The sequence below is a fragment of the Thermoactinospora rubra genome (genome assembly GCF_002093975.1).
Lineage (GTDB): Bacteria > Actinomycetota > Actinomycetes > Streptosporangiales > Streptosporangiaceae > Nonomuraea > Nonomuraea rubra_A.
The window spans coordinates 56,899-74,757 of record NZ_KZ084330.1; the positions used below are offsets into that span (position 1 = coordinate 56,899).

The window sequence follows — 17,859 nt, forward strand, 5'->3', positions numbered from 1 at the left end:
CGGATGCTAGATCGGCGTTCCGTCAAACGGAAGAAGGCCATGCGCAGCGACCAGTGGTACGCGGGGACCGACCGCAACGCCTACATCCACCGCGCCTGGATGCGCCGCGGCCTGCCCCGGGAGGCGTTCGGGGGCGGCCGGCCGCACATCGCCATCGCCAACACCGCCTCCGACCTCACCCCGTGCAACATGCACCTGGACGAGGTCGCCGAGCACGTCAAGCACGGCGTGTGGGGGGCGGGCGGCGTCCCACTGAACCTGCCGGTCCTGTCGCTCGGGGAGACCCAGGTGCGCCCGACGGCCATGCTGTGGCGCAACCTGGCCGCCATGGCCGCCGAGGAGATGTTCCGCGCCAACCCCGTCGACGGCCTGGTCCTGCTCGGCGGCTGCGACAAGACCATCCCCGCGCTGCTGATGGCCGCCGCCTCGGTGGACCTGCCCGCCGTCGTCGTGCCCGGCGGGCCGATGCTCACCGGCCACTTCCGCGGCCTCCCGCTGGGCTGCGGCACCGACGTGTGGCGGCTCAGCGAGGAGGTGCGCGCCGGGACGCTGTCGCGGGAGGCGTTCCTCGCCTCCGAGTCGGTCATGATCCGCAGCAAGGGCCACTGCAACACCATGGGCACCGCCTCCACGATGGCCTGCATGGCCGAGGCCCTCGGCATGACCCTCCCCGGGACCGCCGGCACCCCGGCCCCCGACGCGCGCCTGCTGGAACGCGCCCACTACACCGGCAGGCTCGCCGTCGAGCTGGTCCGCGAGGGCCGCACGCCCTCCCAGGTCATGACCCGCGGGGCGTTCCACAACGCGATCGTCACGCTGGCCGCGATCGGCGGCTCCACCAACGCCGTGGTCCACCTGCTGGCGATCGCCGGGCGGCTCGGCGTCGGCCTGACGCTGGACGACTTCGACCGGACCGGCTCCGGCGTGCCGCTCCTGGTGGACCTGCAACCGGCCGGGCGGCACCTGATGGACGACCTGTTCCGCGCGGGCGGGCTGCCGGCCGTGCTGAAGGAGGTCGCCGACCTGCTCGACCCCGCCGCCGTGACCGTCACGGGCAGGCCGCTCGTCGAGCACCTGGCCGAGGCGGAGATCTGGGACGAGTCGGTCATCCGGCGCCGCTCCTCGCCGCTGCTGGAGGACGCGGGCATCGCCGTCCTGCGCGGCAACCTCGCCCCGCGCGGCGCGGTCGTCAAGCCCGCCGCCGCCTCGCCGCACCTGCTGCGGCACCGCGGCAGGGCGATCGTGTTCGACAGCGTCGAAGACCTGCGCGCCCGGCTCGACACCGTCGACGCCGACGAGACCAGCGTGCTCATCCTGCGCGGCTGCGGGCCGCGTGGTTATCCCGGCATGCCGGAGGTCGGCAACCTGCCGCTGCCCGCCAAGCTGCTGGCCAAGGGGGTGCGGGACATGGTGCGCGTCAGCGACGCCCGCATGAGCGGCACCGCCTACGGCACGGTGGTCCTGCACACCGCGCCGGAGGCGGCCGTCGGCGGGCCGCTCGCGTTGGTGCGCACGGGCGACCCGATCGTGCTCGACGTGCCGGCCCGGCGGCTGGACGTCGACGTCCCCGCCGGGGAGCTGGCCCGGCGCGAGCCGGTCACCGCGGGCTTCGCCGCCCCGAGCCGCGGCTGGGAGCGGCTGTATGTCGACCATGTCCTCCAGGCCGACCAGGGGGCCGACCTGGACTTCCTCGTCGGCTCCAGCGGCCACCGCGTGGCCAGGGACTCTCACTGAGGCGCGCACCGCAGGCCGCGACGCGCCCAGGGTCTTGCCGGAGCGGTTCTAACCTTGGCGGCGGCTGCGGTAGGCGGCGGTCTTGGCCCGCGCCGTGCACGCGGCGCTGCAGTGCCGGCGCGAGCCGTTGCGCGTGAGGTCGATGTAGACCGCCTCGCACCGGCGCGCCTGGCACTGGCCGAACCGGCGGGAGCCGTAGCCGTCCACGATGAGGGCCAGCGCGGTGGCGAACTCGCCGCCCAGCGCCTCGACCTCGGTCTCACCCGACCCGTGGAAGTGCACGTGGAACGGCTGGCCGACGTCCTCCGTCAGGTACGGCTGCGCGCGGTACTCCCGGATCATCGCGTTGATGAGCGCGGCCTGCTCCGCCGCCGAGTCCGCCACCAGCGCGCCACGCAGCTTCCAGGCCAGCGACGCCAGGCGCTCGCCCGCGTCGGGCGCCGCCAGCAGCGCCTCGGCCCTGCGCCCGGACAGGTGGCCGGCGAAGGCGGTCGCGAGCGCGGGGCCGTCCAGCCGGTCGGCCGGGGCGTCCCGCGCCAGCTCGCCGCCGCCCTGCTGGCCCGGCTGTCGACGCCGGTCCTCAGCCTGGCCCTCATGCTGGTCGTGGCGGAGCGGACGCGGTCGTACGGCGTGGCGGGGCTGGTGCTGACCTGTCACGCGCTGGCCCTGGCGGTGTGCGCGCCCCTGACCGGACGGCTGGCCGACCGGCGCCGCGCCCGCCCCGTGCTCGTCGCGTTCCTCGCCGCCCACGCGCTCGCCTACGGCACCCTCCTGGCGGCCCTGGCGCTCGCCGTACCGGCCGCCGCCCTCATCGCCTCGGCCGTCCTGCTGGGCGCCACCACCCCGCCCGCCACCTCGGTCGGCCGGGCCGCCTGGCCCAGGCTCGTGCCCGCCGAGTCGCTGCCCGCCGCCTACGCGCTGGACAACGCGGTCAACGAGCTCATGTTCGTCGCCGGGCCGGTCCTGGTCTCCGTGCTGCTGCTGGCCGCACCCGCCCAGGCGATCGTGGCCGGGGCGGGTGCGGCCCTGCTGCTGGGCGTCGCCCTGCTGGCGGCCTCGCCCGCCGTACGGGACCACACCCCGGCCGGGCGGCCCACCGGCTCACGCGGCAGGCTCGCCCGGCTGTCCGGGCCGCTCGCGCACCGTCCCACGCTCGTGGTCCTCGCCGTGGCCGCCACCGCGGCCTTCGCCTTCGGCTGCCTGCGCGTCGCCACCCTGGCCGCGGCCACCGTCAGCGGCGCGCCGGCCGCCGCCGGGGTCCTCATGGGCCTGCTGTCGGCCGGCGCGCTCGCCGGGGGACTGCTGTACGGCACGCGCACCTGGCCGTTCAGCGGCCGGACGATGCTCATCGCGCTCTCCCTGGCCGACGCCGCCATCCTGCTCGCCGACGCCGCGCCGACCGGCTTGGCCGCGCTGGCGGCGCTGGTCGCCCTGACCGGGCTGCTGCAGGGGCCGCGCGACGCGCTCCAGGCCACGCTGCTGGCCGGCCACACGCCCGCCGAGCACCGCACCGAGGCCTTCTCCTGGCTCAACACGTTCATGTGGACCGGCTACGGCCTGGGCGCGGCCATCGCGGGCCGGCTGACCGGGCCGCTGGACGGCGGCGCGCCCGCCTTCCTGGCCGCCGCGGCGGTCGCCCTGCTGGGGGCGGCGCTGGCGGCGGCCTGCTACCGGCCCGCGTCGGCGGAGCCGGGCTGAGCCGTCCCCTGGTTGAGGGCGCGCCGCATGTCCGCCACCGCGCGCAGCGTGCCGCGCACGGTGCCGGTGACCTTGGAACGGCCCTCCCGGCGCAGGTAGTCCACCTCCACCTCGCTGATGCGCCACCCCGCGGCGGCGGCCCGCAGCACCATCTCCAGCGGGTAGCCGAAACGCCGGTCGGCCAGGCCCAGGGCCAGGAGCGGCTCCCGGCGGCAGGCCCGCATCGGTCCCAGGTCGCGCAACGGCACGCCGGTACGGCGGCGCAGGTCGCGGGCCAGCACGGCGTTGCCGAGCCGGGCGTGCGGCGGCCAGGCGCCGCGCTCGCGGGGCACCCGCCGCCCGAGCACCAGGTCGCTCCGCCCGTCCAGGACCGGCAGCGCCACCGCGGGCAGCTGGCGGGGGTCGAGGGAGGCGTCGGCGTCCATGAAGCACACGACGTCGGCGGTCGCGGCGGACAGCCCGGCGTGGCAGGCGGCGCCGAAACCGCGCCGCGGCTCGGCGACCACCCGCGCGCCCAGCCGGGCGGCGACCTCGGCCGAGCCGTCGGTGGAGCCGTTGTCGACCACGAGGGGGACGTAGCCGCCGGGCATCCGCTCCAGCACCCAGGCCAGCCCGGCTGCCTCGTTCAGGCAGGGCAGGATCACCTCGGCGGTCATGGGGGTGCCCGCGCCGGCGGCGGTCGTGTGGTCGGCGGTCGTGTGGTCGGCGGTCATGAGAAGGCGAACTCCTTCATCCCCGCGTCGAAACCGCACGCCGCCCGGAAGCCGAGCCCGGCGCGGGCCCTGTCCGGCGAGGCGACGATGTGGCGGACGTCGCCCAGCCGGTACTCGCCGGTGACGACCGGGGCGGGGCCGCCGCGCGCGGCCGCCAGGGCGGCGGCCATCTCGCCCACGGTGCGGGGCGTGCCGCTGGCGATGTTGTAGGCGGCCAGCGTGCCCGGCGGCGGCACGGTCGTGGCCGCCGCGAGGTTGGCGCGGGCGACGTCGCGGACGTGGACGAAGTCCCGCAGCTGGCGCCCGTCCTCGAACACCCTCGGCGGCCTGCCCGCCTCCAGCGCGGAACGGAAGATCGCGGCGACGCCCGCGTACGGGGTGTCGCGCGGCATCCGCGGCCCGTAGACGTTGTGGTAGCGGAGCGCCACCGCGTGGCCGCCGGTCTCCCGCGCCCAGTTGGCGGCCAGGTGCTCCTGGGCAAGCTTGGAGGTGGCGTAGGCGTTGCGGGGGTCGGGCGGCGCGTCCTCGCCGATGACCGCGTGGGCGAGGGCCGCGCCGCAGCGCGGGCAGGGCGGCTCGAACCGGCCCCGCTCGAGGTCGGCGACGGCGCGCGGCCCCGGCCTGACGCGGCCGTGCTCGGGGCAGTCGTAGGCGCCCTCCCCGTAGATCACCATGGAGGAGGCGAGCACGAGCCGCCCGATGCCGTGCCTGGCCATGGCGGCCAGCAGGACGGCGGTGCCGTGCACGTTGACCGAGGCGTAGTCCGGCAGGTCGGAGACGTCCACGCCGAGGCCCACCTTGGCCGCCTGGTGCGCCACCAGGTCCGCGCCGGGCAGCACCCGGTCCAGGGCGGCGTCGTCGCGCACGTCGAGCCCGTCCGCGACGTCCAGCCCCACCACCTCGTGACCGGCCGCCTCGAACTCCTCCACCACGTGGCTCCCGATGAACCCGGCCGAGCCGGTGACGATCACCCTCACACCGCCGACGCTAACCAGGGGCCCCGCCGGGTTGAAGCTCACGGCCGATCCCGTTCGCGAGCCGTAAGAACTCGACACCCCACCCGATCTCCCCGGCCGGGATCCTCGCCCCTCGCACGATTTCCTCAGCCGGCGAGGTGAACGCCCCACAAGATCCCCGGTTCCCGAGCCGATGAGGTGGGCGGGTGCGGGGTGGCGGGGGCTTGCTACGGCGAGGGTCGCCACTCCGGCAGGTCCTGCCTGGGTCCTGGGCCGGTGAGGTGGGCAGGGTGCGCGGTGGCGGGGTCCCGTGACGGGGAGGGCCGCCCCCTTCCTCCAGGCCGCATTTCTTACGGATCACGGACGTCCTGAGCCGCGACGGCCGCACATCGCGCTCGCGGTGCGAGGCTGCTGCCGTGAGGCGACGGACGTTCTGGGTGGGCGCGGTCCTGGCGGCCCTCGTCGCCGTCCTGGTGAGGACGTCCCTCGGGCCGCCCGGCCTGCTGGGCTGGTACCTGGCCGCCTGGGCGCTGTTCGCCGCCGCGCTGTGGCTGGCCCGCGGGCTGCCCCGGCGGCGCCTGGCCGCCCTCGCGGTCGGCGGCGGGATCGCCGTGGCCGCGACCGGCCTGGCCGCCCCGCCGAGCACCAGCACCGACTCCTACCGCTACGCCTGGGACGGCCGCGTCCAGGCGGCCGGCGTCTCGCCCTACGACCACCCGCCCGCCGACCCCGCCCTCGCCCGGCTGCGCGACGACTGGCTGTTTCCTCCCGGCTGCGGCCGGCCCTTCTGCACCCGCATCAACCGGCCCGCCGTCCACACGATCTACCCGCCCGTCGCCCAGGCGTACTTCCTGCTCGTCCACCTGCTCTCACCCGAAGGCTCCCGCCACAAGCCGCTGCAGGTGGGCGGCGCCCTGATGGCCGTGCTGGTCACCCTGGCGCTGTGCCGGTGGCACGGCGCGCGGGCGGCGGCCTGCTGGGCCTGGTGCCCCGCCGTACCGGCAGAGGCGGTCAACAACGCCCACGTCGACATGCTCGGCGTGCTGCTCGTGGTGCTGGCTTTCTGCGTGACGCGCGGCAGGGGAGCGCTGCTCGGCGCGGCGGTGGCGGCCAAGCTGCTGCCCGCGACGGCCCTGCCGGGCGCGCTGTCCGGGGTGTTGCGCGACGGCGTGGACCGGCGGCGGATCCTGCGGATCATCGGGCCCGCCGCGCTGGTCGTCGTCCTGGCCTACCTGCCCTACGCGCTGGCCTCCCGGGCTTCCGTGCTGGGCTACCTGGCCGGGTACGTCGAGGAGGAGGGGCTGGACGACCCGTCGGCGCGCGAGCGGTACGCCCTGCTGCGGCTCGTCCTGCCCGACTCCTGGGCGCCGCCGGCGGCGATCGCCCTGCTGGCCTTGGTCATGCTGCACGTGCTGCGCCGCGGGGACCCCGGCCGCCCCTGGCACGGCGCGCTGCCGGTCGCCGGCTCCCTCCTGCTGCTGGTCACGCCGGCCTACTCCTGGTACGCCCTGCTCGTCGTCGCGCTGGCCGCCATGGCCGGCCGGTGGGAGTGGCTGGGCGTGGCACTGGCCGGCGCCGTCGCCTACCTGTCGGGTCCGGCGACCGTCCCGGGTCCGGCGACCCTCGCGTACGGCCTGGCCGCCTCGGCGGTCCTGGCCTGCTGGGCCGTACGTCGTGCCGAGAGGATTGGACACGCCCATGACGCAGATCTTGGTCATCGCTAAGGAACCCGTGCCCGGCCGGGTCAAGACCCGGCTCACCCCGCCCTTCAGCCCGGCCCAGGCCGCGGAGCTGGCCGCGGCGGCGCTGGAGGACACCCTGCGCGCGGTCGCCGCCGCGCCCGCCACCCAGCGCGTGCTGGCACTGGACGGCCGGCCGGGCGGCTGGCTGCCCGACGGCTTCGTGGTGATCCCGCAACGCGGCGCGGGCCTGGACGAACGCCTGGCAGCGGCGTTCGCCGACGCCTGCCGGCTGCGGCCCGGGCCCGCCGTCCTGATCGGCATGGACACCCCGCAGGTGACCGCCGGCCTGCTGCGGCGCGCGGCCGAGGCGCTGGCCGGCCACGACGCGGTGTACGGCCCGGCCGCCGACGGCGGCTTCTGGCTGCTGGGCCTGCGCGAACCCGACCCGGACCTGCTGCTCGGCGTGCCCATGTCGCGCCCGGAGACCGGCAGGCGCCAGCTCGACCGGCTGGCGCGGGCCGGGCTGAGCGTCTGCCACCTGCCGGAGCTGACGGACGTGGACACCGCCGAGGACGCCTTCCGCGTCGCCGGGCAGGCCCCGGCCACCCGCTTCGCCGCCGCGCTGCGAGAGACGACGCGACCACAGAAAGTCACGATTGTCCCAAAGGTCAAATCGGGCACTCCCTACCTATTGGTTTGAGACGTCGCAGGGAGATACTGGCGATGTGAGCGCCACGTCGCCCATCCTGCGTGCGAAGCTCGCCGCCCAGCGGGCCGTCGAGGCCCGCGAGCGCGCCGAGGACGCCGTCGCGCGCCTGACGCAGCTGCACATGTTCGCGCGGGCGCGAGGCGATCAGGTGACGCGGGCCGAGGACCTGGCCCGGCAGGCCGAGAGCAACCTGCACGCCGCCCGGCGCTACGCCGCCGAGGCGCACCAGGCCACCGCGGACGTCCTGCTGCGCCTGGCCACGCTGTACGAGGGCCGGGCGGTCGAGGCCCCCTCGTCGTTGCTGTGCCACGCCAAGGCCGCCGAGGCCCGGCGCGAGGCCGCCTGGCACCAGCACCTGGCGCAGCCCTCGACGATCCACGCGAAGACGGCGGCGCTGTCGGTGGTCTCGCACCACGACGGCGACGTCGGGATCGTCACCGCCGTCGGCGAGCTGGACCTGACCACCGGCGCCGACCTCCACATCGCCCTGGCCACCCACGTCACCAGGGGATGCGTCCGGATCGTCCTCAACCTCGCGTCGCTGGAGTTCTGCGACGCCGCCGGGCTGCGCGTGCTGCTGGAGTTCCACAGGCGCACCACCGCGGCGGGCGGCTGGCTGCGGCTGGCCGGCGTCCACGGCGCCGTCGAGCGCCTGCTGGAGGTCACCGGCCTGCTGGAGGTCGTCACCGTGCACGCCGACGTCGCCGAGGCGCTGGCCGCCCAGGAGGGGGGACCCGCCGCGGAGCCCTCCTTCGTCTGACCCGCGCGGCCCGCAATCAAGGGCCGGATCCCGGGTAGACGCCCGGCATGACCACGCTCGTCGGCACCAGCGGCTGGCAGTACCGGCACTGGCGCGGCGTCCTGTACCCCGAGGGCCTGCCCCAGCGCCGGTGGCTGGAGACCTACGCCGAGACCTTCCCGACGGTGGAGAGCAACAACGCCTTCTACCGCCTGCCTTCGGCGGAGACCTTCGCCAGGTGGCGCGAGCGCACGCCCGACGGCTTCGTCATGGCGGTCAAGGCCAGCCGCTACCTGACCCACGTCAGGCGGCTCGCCGGCCCGGAGGAGCCCGTCCGGCGCCTGGTCACGGTGACCGCCGAGCTGAAGGACAGGCTCGGCCCGATCCTGCTGCAGCTGCCGCCGAGCCTGCGGGCCGACGCCGGGCTGCTCGACCGCTGCCTGGCCTGCTTCCCGCCGCACGTCAAGGTGGCCGTGGAGCCCCGGCACGTCTCGTGGTGGACGGCCGAGGTCAGGCGCGTGCTGGAGGCCAGGGGAGCGGCGCTGTGCTGGGCCGACCGGCTGGGCCGCCCCGTCACCCCGCTGTGGGTGACCGCCCCGTGGGGATACGTCCGCCTGCACGAGGGCCGCGGCACCCCGCCCCCGTCGTACGGCATCGCCGCGCTGAAGGCGTGGGCCCGCCGCGTGCGCGAGGCGGGCTGGCAGGAGTGCTACGTGTACTTCAACAACGACCCCGGAGGGGCCGCCGTCCGGAACGCGACCACGTTCGAGGGACTGCTCTAGAGTGGACCGCCATGGTCCGCACACGTTTGTACCGCAACGGGGTTCTGGAACGGCAAGGCTTCCCCATAGCCGATGTCTCCGACTTCGTCAGTGAGCAGGACTGCGTCGTCTGGTTCGACCTGTGCGCCCCCGACAGGAAGGCCCTCGACGCGATCAGCGAGGAGCTCGGCCTGCACGACTTGGCCGTCGAGGACGTCGTCAACGACCACCAGCGCCCCAAGCTCGACGTCTACGACACTCACCTGTTCGTCACCGTCTACGCCATGGCCATGCGCGAGGGCCGCCTCGACCCGGTCGAGGTGTCGGTCTTCGTCACCCGCAACGCGCTGGTCACCGTCCGGGAGAACGACCACTTCGACATCGAGGAGGTGGTCCGCCGCTGGGACGGCAACCGCGACCTGGCCAAGCACGGCGTCTCCTACCTGCTGCACGGCCTGCTCGACGTCGTGGTCGACCAGCACTTCGAGCTCGTCCAGCACTTCGACGGCCAGGTGGAGGAGCTGGAGGGCCGGCTGTTCGAGGACCGGCTGAGCGACAAGGACATGCAGCGGCGGACCTTCCAGCTGCGCAAGAACATGGTCGAGTTCCGCCGCCTGAGCCTGCCGATGCGGGAGGTGGTCAACACGATCCTGCGGCGCGACCTGCACGTGGTCGACCCCGGCATGGCCCCCTACTACCAGGACGTCTACGACCACGTCCTGCGCGTGGCCGAGTGGACGGACTCGCTGCGCGACCTGCTGGTCAACATCCGCGAGACGCACCTGACCCAGCAGGGCAACCGGCTCAACGAGATCATGAAGAAGGTCACCGGCTGGGCGGCCATCATCGCGGTGCCCACGGCCGTCACCGGCTTCTACGGGCAGAACGTCCCCTATCCCGGGTCCGAGCAGCCGTGGGGCTTCTGGATGTCGACCGTCGTGGTGATCGTGACGTCGGTGGGGCTCTACCTGGCGTTCAAGAAGAGGGACTGGCTGTAGACCGCCGGGCACGCCCCGCCCCGGTCCTCCAGCTCCAGCCGTACGGTCAGCCGTACCTGCCGCGACCCCGACGGCGGGAACAGCGGCAGGCAGCGCCACCCCGACGGCCCGCCCGCGACCAGGGTGCGGCGGCCGATGGGGGTGGCGATCAGGTCGAGCGACTCGTAGGCGGCGGGGGCGGCCAGGGTGAGGCGGAACAGCCCGCCCGGCAGGGTCTCGCGGGTGCCTTCGAGGGCGTAGTAGTCGAGCACGCCGCCGCTGGTCGACACGACGGCGCGCATGGTGAAGCGGCGGCCCTCGACGGTGAAGACCTCCATCGAGGGGGCGCGGTAGATCGAATGTATGTAGGCCAGGCCGAAACTCCCGTCGGCGGGCAGGAAAAGCCCGCCGACGGCCGGGCGCCCGCAGCCGCTGCCCGACAGGCACGCCGCGAGCGCCGCCCCCGCGAGGACCAGGCGGATCAGCCGACCTTCTCCTTGTAGTAGCGCGCCGCGCCGGGGTGGAGCGGGATCGGGTCGGTCTGCTGGCCTGTCTTCACATCCAGCTTCCCGGCCTCGGAGTGCACCTTCACCAGCTCGGCCTTCTTCTCGAACAGGGTGCGGGTGATGTCGTAGGCGAGCTGCTCGTCCATCTTGTCCGGCACGAGCAGGACGTTCGGCACGCCGACCGTCTTGACGGCGCCCTCCAGCTTGTAGGCCGACAGGTCCATGTCGAGCGTCTGGTAGGTCTGGCCGAACTTGCCCGACAGCGCCGACATCACGTCGCCGGTGTCGAGGATCTTGATGTCCGGCTTGCTCGTGGCCAGGTCCACCACGCCCGAGGTGGGCACGCCGCCGACCCAGAAGAACGCGTCGATCGTGCCGTCCTTGACGGCCTGGACCGACTCGTTGATCGACAGTTGCTGCTTGCTGATGTCGGTGTCGGGGTTGATGCCGACCGCCTCCAGCACGCGCCGCGCGACCACCTGGGTGCCGGAGTTGGCCGGGCCGAGCGAGACCCGCTTGCCCTTCAGGTCGGCCACCTTGGTGGCGGCGACGCCGGGCGCCACGACGACCTGGGTGTAGTTGTCGTAGATGCGGGCGATGGCCTTGATCGGCTGCTTGGCGGTGAAGCTGCCGGTGCCGTTGACGGCGTCGGCCGCCGCGTCGGTCTGCGAGAAGGCGATGTCGGCCTTCCCGTCGGCCAGCAGCTTGATGTTCTCCACCGACGCCGAGGTCACCGAGGCGGTGGCCTGGGTGTTGGCGATGTTGTTCTTGAGCTGGGTGGCCAGGCCGCCGCCGTAGACGTAGTACACGCCCGTGGTGCCGCCGGTGGCGATCGTCAGCCGGTTCCCCTGACCGCCGCACCCGGCCAGCGCCATGATGGCCACGGCCGCCCCCACTATGAAGCGTTTCACGCTGAGGTTCTCCTTCTCCTGATGAGGTGTACGGCTGCCGCGAGCGCCAAAACGGCCAGGCCCGCGACGATCGGAGTGGTGTCCAGGAACAGCAGCAGCACGGCGGCCACGGCGGCCAGCGCCCGCTCGGGCCAGCCGGTGAAGCCGCCCGTCGCCAGGGCCAGCGCGGCGACGGCCACGCAGGACACCAGCGCCATGACGGCGACCGTGACCAGCGGTCCCTGGAACAGCAGCGCCTGCCCGTTGGGGGTCAGCACGAAGGCGAAGGGCACCAGGAAGGCCGGCAGCGTGTAGCGCCAGGTCATCATCATGGTCTTGTAGGTGTTGCCGCCCGTGATGGCGGCGGCGGCCACCGCCGACAGCGCCGTCGGCGGGCTGACCTCGCTGAGCACCGCGTAGTAGAAGATGAACATGTACGCCTCGGCCTGGGTGACGCCGAGCGTGGTCAGCGCCGGGCCGATGATCACGGCGGCGATGATGAAGCTCGCGGTCACCGGCACGGCCAGGCCGAGCACCATCACCGCGATCGCCGCCATGAGCGTGGTGAGCAGCAGGTTGCCCTGCGCCACCCCGACGATGATCGCGCTGAGGTTCAGCCCCAGCCCGGTCTGGGTGATGACGCCGACGATGATGCCCGCCGCCGCGCACACCGCCGTGACCGGCAGCACCTCCAGCGTCCCCCTGGCCAGGGCCTCGCCGACGCGCCCCGGCGTCATGCGGTGCTCGGGGTCCAGGAACGACAGCAGGAACGCGACGGCGGTGGCGATCACCACGGACTGGAAGGCCGAGCGGTCCATCGCCATCAGCACGATGATGAGGATCAGCGAGCTGAAGTGGTAGCCGAAGCGCAGCAGGAGCCTGCCGACCTTGGGCGCGTCCACCTGCACGGCGTGGGTGTGGAAGCGCCGGGAGTCGATCTCGATGGCCAGGAAGATGCCCAGGTAGTACAGGATCGTGGGGATGGTCGCGTACAGCAGCACCTGCAGGTAGCCGACCTTCAGGTACTCGGCGATGATGAACGCCGCCGCGCCCAGCGTGGGCGGGGACAGGATGGCGCCGATGCCGCCCGCGGCCAGGATGCCGCCAGCCGACTCCTTCGGGTATCCGGCGCGCCGCAGCACCGGCCAGGCCACGCTGCCCAGGCTCACGGTGGTGGCCACGCCCGAGCCGGAGACCGTGCCGAGCAGGAAGCCGGCGGTGGTGACCGTACGGCCGGGCGCGGAGCGGGACCTGCGGAACGCGGCGAAGCTCAGGTCGATGAAGAACTTGCTGGCGCCCGACAGGTCCAGGACCGCGCCGTAGATGGTGAACAGGATGATGTAGCTGGCCGCGACCTGCAGGGGCACGCCGAAGAAGCCCTCGGTGCCGGTGTAGAGCTGGGAGACGATCTGCTCCAGGTCGAAGCCGCGGTGGCCGATGGTCCAGTCGATCGGGAGGTAGCCCCCGAAATACGCATAAACGAGGAAGACGGCGCAGATGACGACCAGCGACCAGCCGACGGTCCGCCGCACCGCCTCCAGCAGCAGGACGGTCAGCAGCACGCCGGCCGCGATGTCGAGGTCGGTGAGCGCCGCGCCGGAGCCGCGGTCGCGGAAGGCCTGGAAGTCCAGCAGCGGGTAGACGCACACGGCCAGCGCCAGCGCGGCCAGCGCCCAGTCGGCGACGGTCGGCCGGTCGGCCCGCCGGGCCGCGGCCGGCTCGGGGGCCCGTCCTGCCGTCGCGGCCGTCCGCGGCTCTGGCCCTGCCCCGGCCGCCTGCGGCGCTCCCGCGGTATCGGCCGCCAGCGGCTTCCCGGCCGCCTCGGCGACCGCCCCGCCCACGGCGCCGGGCGGCCCCTCCTCGGCGGCGGGCCGCCTGCCCAGCCGGAACCCCGAGCGGTAGCACAGGAACACCAGGGGCAGCGCGACCGCCAGGAACGTCATGCGGTGCTGCAGCGACTCCACCGGGCGGAACACGACCACCAGCGAGTAGACCGACAGCAGGCCGCCCACGATCCACACGCCCAGCCGCAGCTTGCCGGACAACTGCCGGGCCGGCCGTTCCTGTTCGTGGGCCGCCACCAGCTCAGCCGCGCGGCGGTCGCTCACCTCGGTCAAGGATTTCCTCCCCAAGCTGCGTTTTGGGGGGACTTTATGAGGTCTTCACAGCAGCTGGGAAGACGACCTCAGCAACATTTAACATCACGCTGCGAACACGGGCCGACACCGCTCGGCCAGCCGCTCGACCTGGACGGATCCGGCCTGGCCGCCGTCGCGCAGCCGCAGCGCCGCCTCGCCCGAGGCGGCCTCGCGCGGGCCCACCACGAGCTGGTACGGCACCAGCCGATGCGCCCTGATCCGGGCGCCGAGGCTGCCCCGCTCCGGATGGGCCAGCTCGGTCCGCATGCCGGCCGCCACGCACCGCCGTACCAGCTCCAGGCCCGCGGGCACCTCGGCGTCCGACACCGGCAGCACCACCGCCTGCACCGGGGCCAGCCAAGCCGGGAACGCGCCCCCGTGCACCTCGATGAGGTGCGACAGCAGCCGCTCCATACCGCCGACGACGCTGCGGTGCACCATCACCGGGCGGCGGGGACGCTGGTCGGGGCCGACGTACTCCAGCTCGAAGCGGCCCGGCTGGTACAGGTCGACCTGGACGGTCGACAGGGTGGCCTCGCGTTCGGCGGCGTCGGCGATCTGGATGTCGATCTTGGGGCCGTAGAAGGCGCCCTCGCCCCTCTCCTCGTCGTAGTCCTGGCCGCGCTCGCGCAGCACCCCGCGCAGGATCGCCTCCGACCGCTCCCACAGCCGCGGGTCGTCGACGTACTTGCCGCCCTCGCCCCTCAGCGACAGGCGGTAGCGGGCGGCCTTGACACCGAGCTGGGCGTGGGCCTGCTCGATCAGGTCCAGCGCGGCCGAGACCTCCTCGGCCGCCCGCTCGGGGGCGCAGAACACGTGGCCGTCGTTGAGCTGGATGGCCCGCACCCGGCTCAGCCCGCCCAGCACGCCCGACAGCTCGCACCGGTACATGCCGCCGAGCTCGGCGATCCGCAGCGGCAGCTCCCGGTGGCTGTGCTGCCGGGCCCGGTAGACGAGCGCGTGGTGCGGGCACAGGCTGGGACGCAGCACGAACTCCTCCCCGCCCACCTCCATGGGCGGGAACATGTCCTCGCTGTAGTGCGCCCAGTGCCCGGATCTCTCATACAGCTCGCGCTTGCCCAGCACCGGCGAGTTGACGTGCCGGTAGCCGTGCCTGCGCTCCAGCTCATAGACGTAGTCCTCGACGGCCTTGCGCACCGCCGCGCCCGCCGGCAGCAGGTACGGCAGGCCGGAGCCGATGAGCGGGTCGGTGCCGAACAGGCCCAGCTCCCGGCCGAGCTTGCGGTGGTCGTGCATGGCTTCCTCCTTGGATGGTGGGGAGGCGAGCGCCGCACGACGAAAGCCCCGGGGCGCTCGCCCCGGGGCTTCGTGAGGTATGCGTCAGCGCGCCGGGACGGAGTCCGGCGTCGTCGTCTCGAAGGCGCGCTGCATGGATCTCATCCTAGCCGAGCGTTGACGATCCTGGTGGTGGAACGGCCCGGGATCATCTCCATCTCCCAGCACTGCGCGCCCAGCAGGGCCGCCGCCGCCCTCCTGCCCCCGGCGTGCGGGTCGCCCTGGGTGTGCGCGAGCGCGCCGGGCCGCATCGGCGCGAGCAGGTCGATGTAGTGCTCGGGGGCGTGCGCCTCCGGCGGCCCGGTGACCACGAACACGCCCGTCACGCACCGCAGGGCCGCCAGCACCTCGGCCCGCTCGGCGGCCGGGTTGAGCGGCCGCGACGGGCCCTTCCAGGCGCGCACGCGGGGATCGTCCTCCACGCCCACCACCAGGGGCAGGCCGCGCCCGGCCACGGCGTTGAGGTAGCGGACGTGGCCCACGTGGAGGATGTCGAACACCCCGGTCACGATCGCCGCACCCGGCTGGTCGTAGGGCTGCACCCAGACCGCTTCCAGGTTCACCGGCACTCTCCCTCGACCTCGACTCGTCGATCAGAGAGTACTTGGTGCGGGCCTACCGGTTTACGAGAGGTCCGTCACGGCAGAGACAGTCCGAGACGTTTTCCTTAGGAGAACCATGATGAACTCTGCCGAGGAAGCCGGGCGCACGGTGACGGGTGCGGCGCGCAGGGCGGCCGACAATCCCGCGCTCGGCAAGCTCGCGCGCGTGGGCTTCGCGGCCCGCGGCGTGCTGTATGCCCTGATCAGCGTGCTCGCCTTACAGATCGCCTTCGGCCCCGCAGGCAAGGAGGCCGACAAGAACGGCGCCGTCCAGATGATCCAGGAGCAGGGCGGCCTGGGCGAGATCCTCCTGTGGGTGATGACCGTGGGCCTGGCGGCGCTGGCGGTCTGGCAGGCCGGTGAGGCGCTCTTCAGCCACGGGCGTACCCGGGACAGGGTCGAGTCCGCCCTGCGCTCGGCGTTCTACGTGCTGCTGGTCGTCTCGCTCTTCGGCCTGCTGACCAACAAGAAGGACGCCGTCCCCTCGACCGACAAGCAGTCCCAGGACGCCACCGCCGCGCTGCTGGACCTGCCCGGGGGCCAGATCCTGGCGGCGCTGGCCGGCCTGGGGGTCGTCGCGCTCGGCGTGTACTGGATCCACGAGGGCTGGACCAGGAAGTTCATGCGCGACATGACGGGCGGCGGCGAGCTGGTGCGGCGCCTGGGCCAGGCGGGCTACATCGCCAGGGGCGTCATCGCCGTCGCGGCCGGCATCCTGATCGGCAGGGCCGCGATCGCCTTCGACGCCAAGGAGGCCGTCGGCATCGACGGCGCGCTCAAGGCGCTGGCCGAGACGCCGCTGGGCCCGCCGCTGCTGGCCGTGGTCGCGCTGGGCCTGCTGCTGTTCGCGGCGTACTGCTTCGCCGAGGCCAGGTGGCACCGCACGTGAGAGCGCCGGACCTGAGAGCACCGCACGTGAGAAAGGAAGTTCCTACCTTTTCGCGATAATCTCCGCCACCGCCGCCCCGCGTCTCATGACGCCGACCCCATTCGGGGCGTCGCCGAGGCGAGCGGGAGGTCGACGTGCCAGCTTCCGATGTGCCGGCTTCCGACGTGGAGAGCCGGGATCTGGTGGTCCGGTTGCCCGGGGCGCCCGCCCAGGTCTCCCGGGCCAGGACCATCGTGACCGGCGCGCTGGGCCGCGACCACCCGCTGCACGACGACTGCGTGCTGCTGACCAGCGAGCTGGCCACCAACGCGGTCCTGCACTCCCACTCCGGCGACGGCGGCGGCTTCACGCTGACCGTGCGCGCCTCCGCCGCAGGGGTCCGGGTCTGCGTCGAGGACGACGGGTCCGACCGTCCGCCGTGCGCCTGCCGTACCGCCCCGAGGGACACCAGCGGGCGCGGGCTGCCGCTGATCGAGGCGCTCAGCCACCGCTGGGGCTTCTCCCGCGAGGGCGGCTGCAACACCGTCTGGTTCGAGCTGGTCCACGTGACCGTGCCGCCGCAGTGGAGCCGCTAGACCTCCAACCGGCACAACCCCTCGGCGAGGGCCTTGGTGGTGAGCCGGGTACGGCTGTCGCAGCCCAGCTTGGTGAAGATGTGCTCCAGGTGGGTCGTGACGGTGCGCACGCTCACCACCAGGGCGGCGGCGATCTGCGGGTTGGAGTCGCCCGCCGCGACCCGCGTGATGACCTCGATCTCCCGGCCGGTCAGGTCGTAGGGCAGCGCGCAGGGCCGCTCGGCCACCACCGCGCCCTGGATCGCGCCCTGGAAGCCCACCGCCGCCCGCGTCATCCGCACCTCGTGCCACTGGCCGTCCCGGTCCAGCCACAGCCCCGAGCGGCCCAGTTCCCGGGAGTCGATGAAGTCGCGCGCCAGCGCGGCCATGCCGGGCTCGGCGGCCACGGCCGGCGAGTGCGGCGTTCCCGGCACGTCCCGGCTGACGCCCATCCGGTCGAAGGCCACCGCGCGGAAGCCGGGCGGCAGCCCCACCGGGTCGACGACGCACCGGGACAGGTCGGTCACGTGGGCGAGCGTCGGCGCGAGCGCGCCCAGCAGCTCGCGCGCCGGGCCGTCGAACGCCTCGGGCCGGGTGGAGGTGAGGTGCACCAGGCCGGTGTAGCGGCCCTCGGGCAGGAACAGCGGAGCGGTCAGGCCGGACCGCCAGCCGTAGGGCTCCAGGTGGCGGCGGAAGTAGCGCTCGGTGCCCGGCGCGCGCATGGCCAGCGGCGAGCGGGCGGCCATCGCCTCGCGGTAGGGCGGCAGGCCGGCGTACTCCTCGGCGGCGTCGGCGTCGATCCTGGCGTGCCCGTCGGCGAGCAGGCTGCGGTGCCGTCCGGTCGCCGGGTCGAAGGCCACGAACTCGTAGGCCTCCAGCGGGATCACCCTGCGCAGGGCCCGCATCGCCCCGCGGGCGCCGTCGCGGCGGGCGACGTGGAAGCCCACCTCGGCGAACGCCTGTAACAGGGTCATCTCCGGCACGATCCTTTATAACACGGCACTTTCCTTCTTCG

Annotated in this window: 18 protein-coding genes; 9 read left to right on the plus strand and 9 right to left on the minus strand. The window is 73.8% G+C overall.

The features are described from left to right. The first annotated feature begins 3 nt into the window (after positions 1-3). On the plus strand, positions 4-1,734 hold the full coding sequence (locus tag BSB02_RS10115) for an IlvD/Edd family dehydratase (RefSeq protein WP_206184607.1): 1,731 nt from the start codon (positions 4-6) through the stop codon (positions 1,732-1,734). Between the two features lie 48 nt (positions 1,735-1,782). On the opposite strand, the gene BSB02_RS10120 is transcribed toward BSB02_RS10115, so the two are convergent. Then, positions 1,783-2,391: a CGNR zinc finger domain-containing protein gene (locus BSB02_RS10120; RefSeq protein WP_206184608.1), complete on the minus strand. Its 609-nt coding sequence runs from the start codon at positions 2,389-2,391 to the stop codon at positions 1,783-1,785. Between BSB02_RS10120 and BSB02_RS10125 the strand changes: the two genes are divergently transcribed. Next, positions 2,329-3,432 carry an MFS transporter gene (locus BSB02_RS10125; RefSeq protein ID WP_143590450.1) on the plus strand — a complete coding sequence of 368 codons (1,104 nt, stop codon included), beginning with the start codon at positions 2,329-2,331 and terminating at the stop codon, positions 3,430-3,432. The genes BSB02_RS10120 and BSB02_RS10125 overlap by 63 nt on opposite strands. Here the strand turns inward: BSB02_RS10125 and BSB02_RS10130 are convergent. Both BSB02_RS10130 and BSB02_RS10135 read right to left on the minus strand, forming a co-directional pair. Next, the gene (locus BSB02_RS10130; RefSeq protein ID WP_240506320.1) at positions 3,402-4,145 is read right to left on the minus strand and encodes a glycosyltransferase family 2 protein; all 744 of its coding nucleotides are present in this window, start codon (positions 4,143-4,145) and stop codon (positions 3,402-3,404) included. The genes BSB02_RS10125 and BSB02_RS10130 overlap by 31 nt on opposite strands. Then, positions 4,142-5,122: an NAD-dependent epimerase/dehydratase family protein gene (locus BSB02_RS10135; RefSeq protein ID WP_084958629.1), complete on the minus strand. Its 981-nt coding sequence runs from the start codon at positions 5,120-5,122 to the stop codon at positions 4,142-4,144. Before BSB02_RS10135 ends, BSB02_RS10130 begins: the two co-directional genes overlap by 4 nt. A 395-nt stretch (positions 5,123-5,517) precedes the next feature. On the opposite strand from BSB02_RS10135, the gene BSB02_RS10140 reads away from it, so the two are divergent. Genes BSB02_RS10140 through BSB02_RS10160 form a run of 5 tightly spaced genes read left to right on the plus strand, consistent with a single transcriptional unit; the run spans position 5,518 to position 9,990 of the window. Continuing rightward, positions 5,518-6,825 carry a glycosyltransferase 87 family protein gene (locus BSB02_RS10140; protein ID WP_084958467.1) on the plus strand — a complete coding sequence of 436 codons (1,308 nt, stop codon included), beginning with the start codon at positions 5,518-5,520 and terminating at the stop codon, positions 6,823-6,825. Beyond that, complete coding sequence (locus tag BSB02_RS10145) at positions 6,800-7,483, plus strand: TIGR04282 family arsenosugar biosynthesis glycosyltransferase (protein WP_084958468.1); 684 nt, start codon at positions 6,800-6,802, stop codon at positions 7,481-7,483. The genes BSB02_RS10140 and BSB02_RS10145 overlap by 26 nt, the downstream gene beginning before the upstream one ends. Positions 7,484-7,508: 25 nt before the next feature. Continuing rightward, on the plus strand, positions 7,509-8,252 hold the full coding sequence (locus BSB02_RS10150; RefSeq protein ID WP_084958469.1) for an STAS domain-containing protein: 744 nt from the start codon (positions 7,509-7,511) through the stop codon (positions 8,250-8,252). Between the two features lie 47 nt (positions 8,253-8,299). Beyond that, the gene (locus tag BSB02_RS10155) at positions 8,300-9,013 is read left to right on the plus strand and encodes a DUF72 domain-containing protein (protein WP_084958470.1); all 714 of its coding nucleotides are present in this window, start codon (positions 8,300-8,302) and stop codon (positions 9,011-9,013) included. An 11-nt stretch (positions 9,014-9,024) separates the two neighbouring features. After that, positions 9,025-9,990: a magnesium transporter CorA family protein gene (locus tag BSB02_RS10160; protein ID WP_206184609.1), complete on the plus strand. Its 966-nt coding sequence runs from the start codon at positions 9,025-9,027 to the stop codon at positions 9,988-9,990. Here BSB02_RS10160 and BSB02_RS10165 read toward each other — a convergent pair. From BSB02_RS10165 to BSB02_RS10185, 5 genes are all read right to left on the minus strand, one after another. Further along, positions 9,957-10,307: a hypothetical protein gene (locus BSB02_RS10165; protein WP_084958472.1), complete on the minus strand. Its 351-nt coding sequence runs from the start codon at positions 10,305-10,307 to the stop codon at positions 9,957-9,959. The genes BSB02_RS10160 and BSB02_RS10165 overlap by 34 nt on opposite strands. A 143-nt stretch (positions 10,308-10,450) precedes the next feature. Continuing rightward, on the minus strand, positions 10,451-11,386 hold the full coding sequence (locus BSB02_RS10170; protein WP_206184610.1) for a TAXI family TRAP transporter solute-binding subunit: 936 nt from the start codon (positions 11,384-11,386) through the stop codon (positions 10,451-10,453). Further along, positions 11,383-13,473 carry a TRAP transporter permease gene (locus BSB02_RS10175; RefSeq protein WP_240506355.1) on the minus strand — a complete coding sequence of 697 codons (2,091 nt, stop codon included), beginning with the start codon at positions 13,471-13,473 and terminating at the stop codon, positions 11,383-11,385. Before BSB02_RS10175 ends, BSB02_RS10170 begins: the two co-directional genes overlap by 4 nt. A 93-nt stretch (positions 13,474-13,566) precedes the next feature. Further along, positions 13,567-14,760 (minus strand): threonine--tRNA ligase, encoded by a 1,194-nt coding sequence (gene thrS / locus BSB02_RS10180; RefSeq protein ID WP_084958473.1) that lies wholly within the window; start codon positions 14,758-14,760, stop codon positions 13,567-13,569. Between the two features lie 140 nt (positions 14,761-14,900). After that, on the minus strand, positions 14,901-15,362 hold the full coding sequence (locus BSB02_RS10185; RefSeq protein ID WP_240506321.1) for an adenylyltransferase/cytidyltransferase family protein: 462 nt from the start codon (positions 15,360-15,362) through the stop codon (positions 14,901-14,903). Between the two features lie 115 nt (positions 15,363-15,477). Between BSB02_RS10185 and BSB02_RS10190 the strand changes: the two genes are divergently transcribed. Continuing rightward, complete coding sequence (locus BSB02_RS10190; RefSeq protein ID WP_240506322.1) at positions 15,478-16,290, plus strand: DUF1206 domain-containing protein; 813 nt, start codon at positions 15,478-15,480, stop codon at positions 16,288-16,290. Between the two features lie 134 nt (positions 16,291-16,424). Next, positions 16,425-16,865 (plus strand): ATP-binding protein, encoded by a 441-nt coding sequence (locus tag BSB02_RS10195; RefSeq protein WP_240506323.1) that lies wholly within the window; start codon positions 16,425-16,427, stop codon positions 16,863-16,865. On the opposite strand, the gene BSB02_RS10200 is transcribed toward BSB02_RS10195, so the two are convergent. Beyond that, entirely contained in the window at positions 16,862-17,818 is a 957-nt protein-coding gene (locus BSB02_RS10200; RefSeq protein WP_240506324.1) for a LuxR C-terminal-related transcriptional regulator, read from the minus strand. The two genes, BSB02_RS10195 and BSB02_RS10200, sit on opposite strands and share 4 nt — an antisense overlap. Positions 17,819-17,859: the final 41 nt, after the last annotated feature.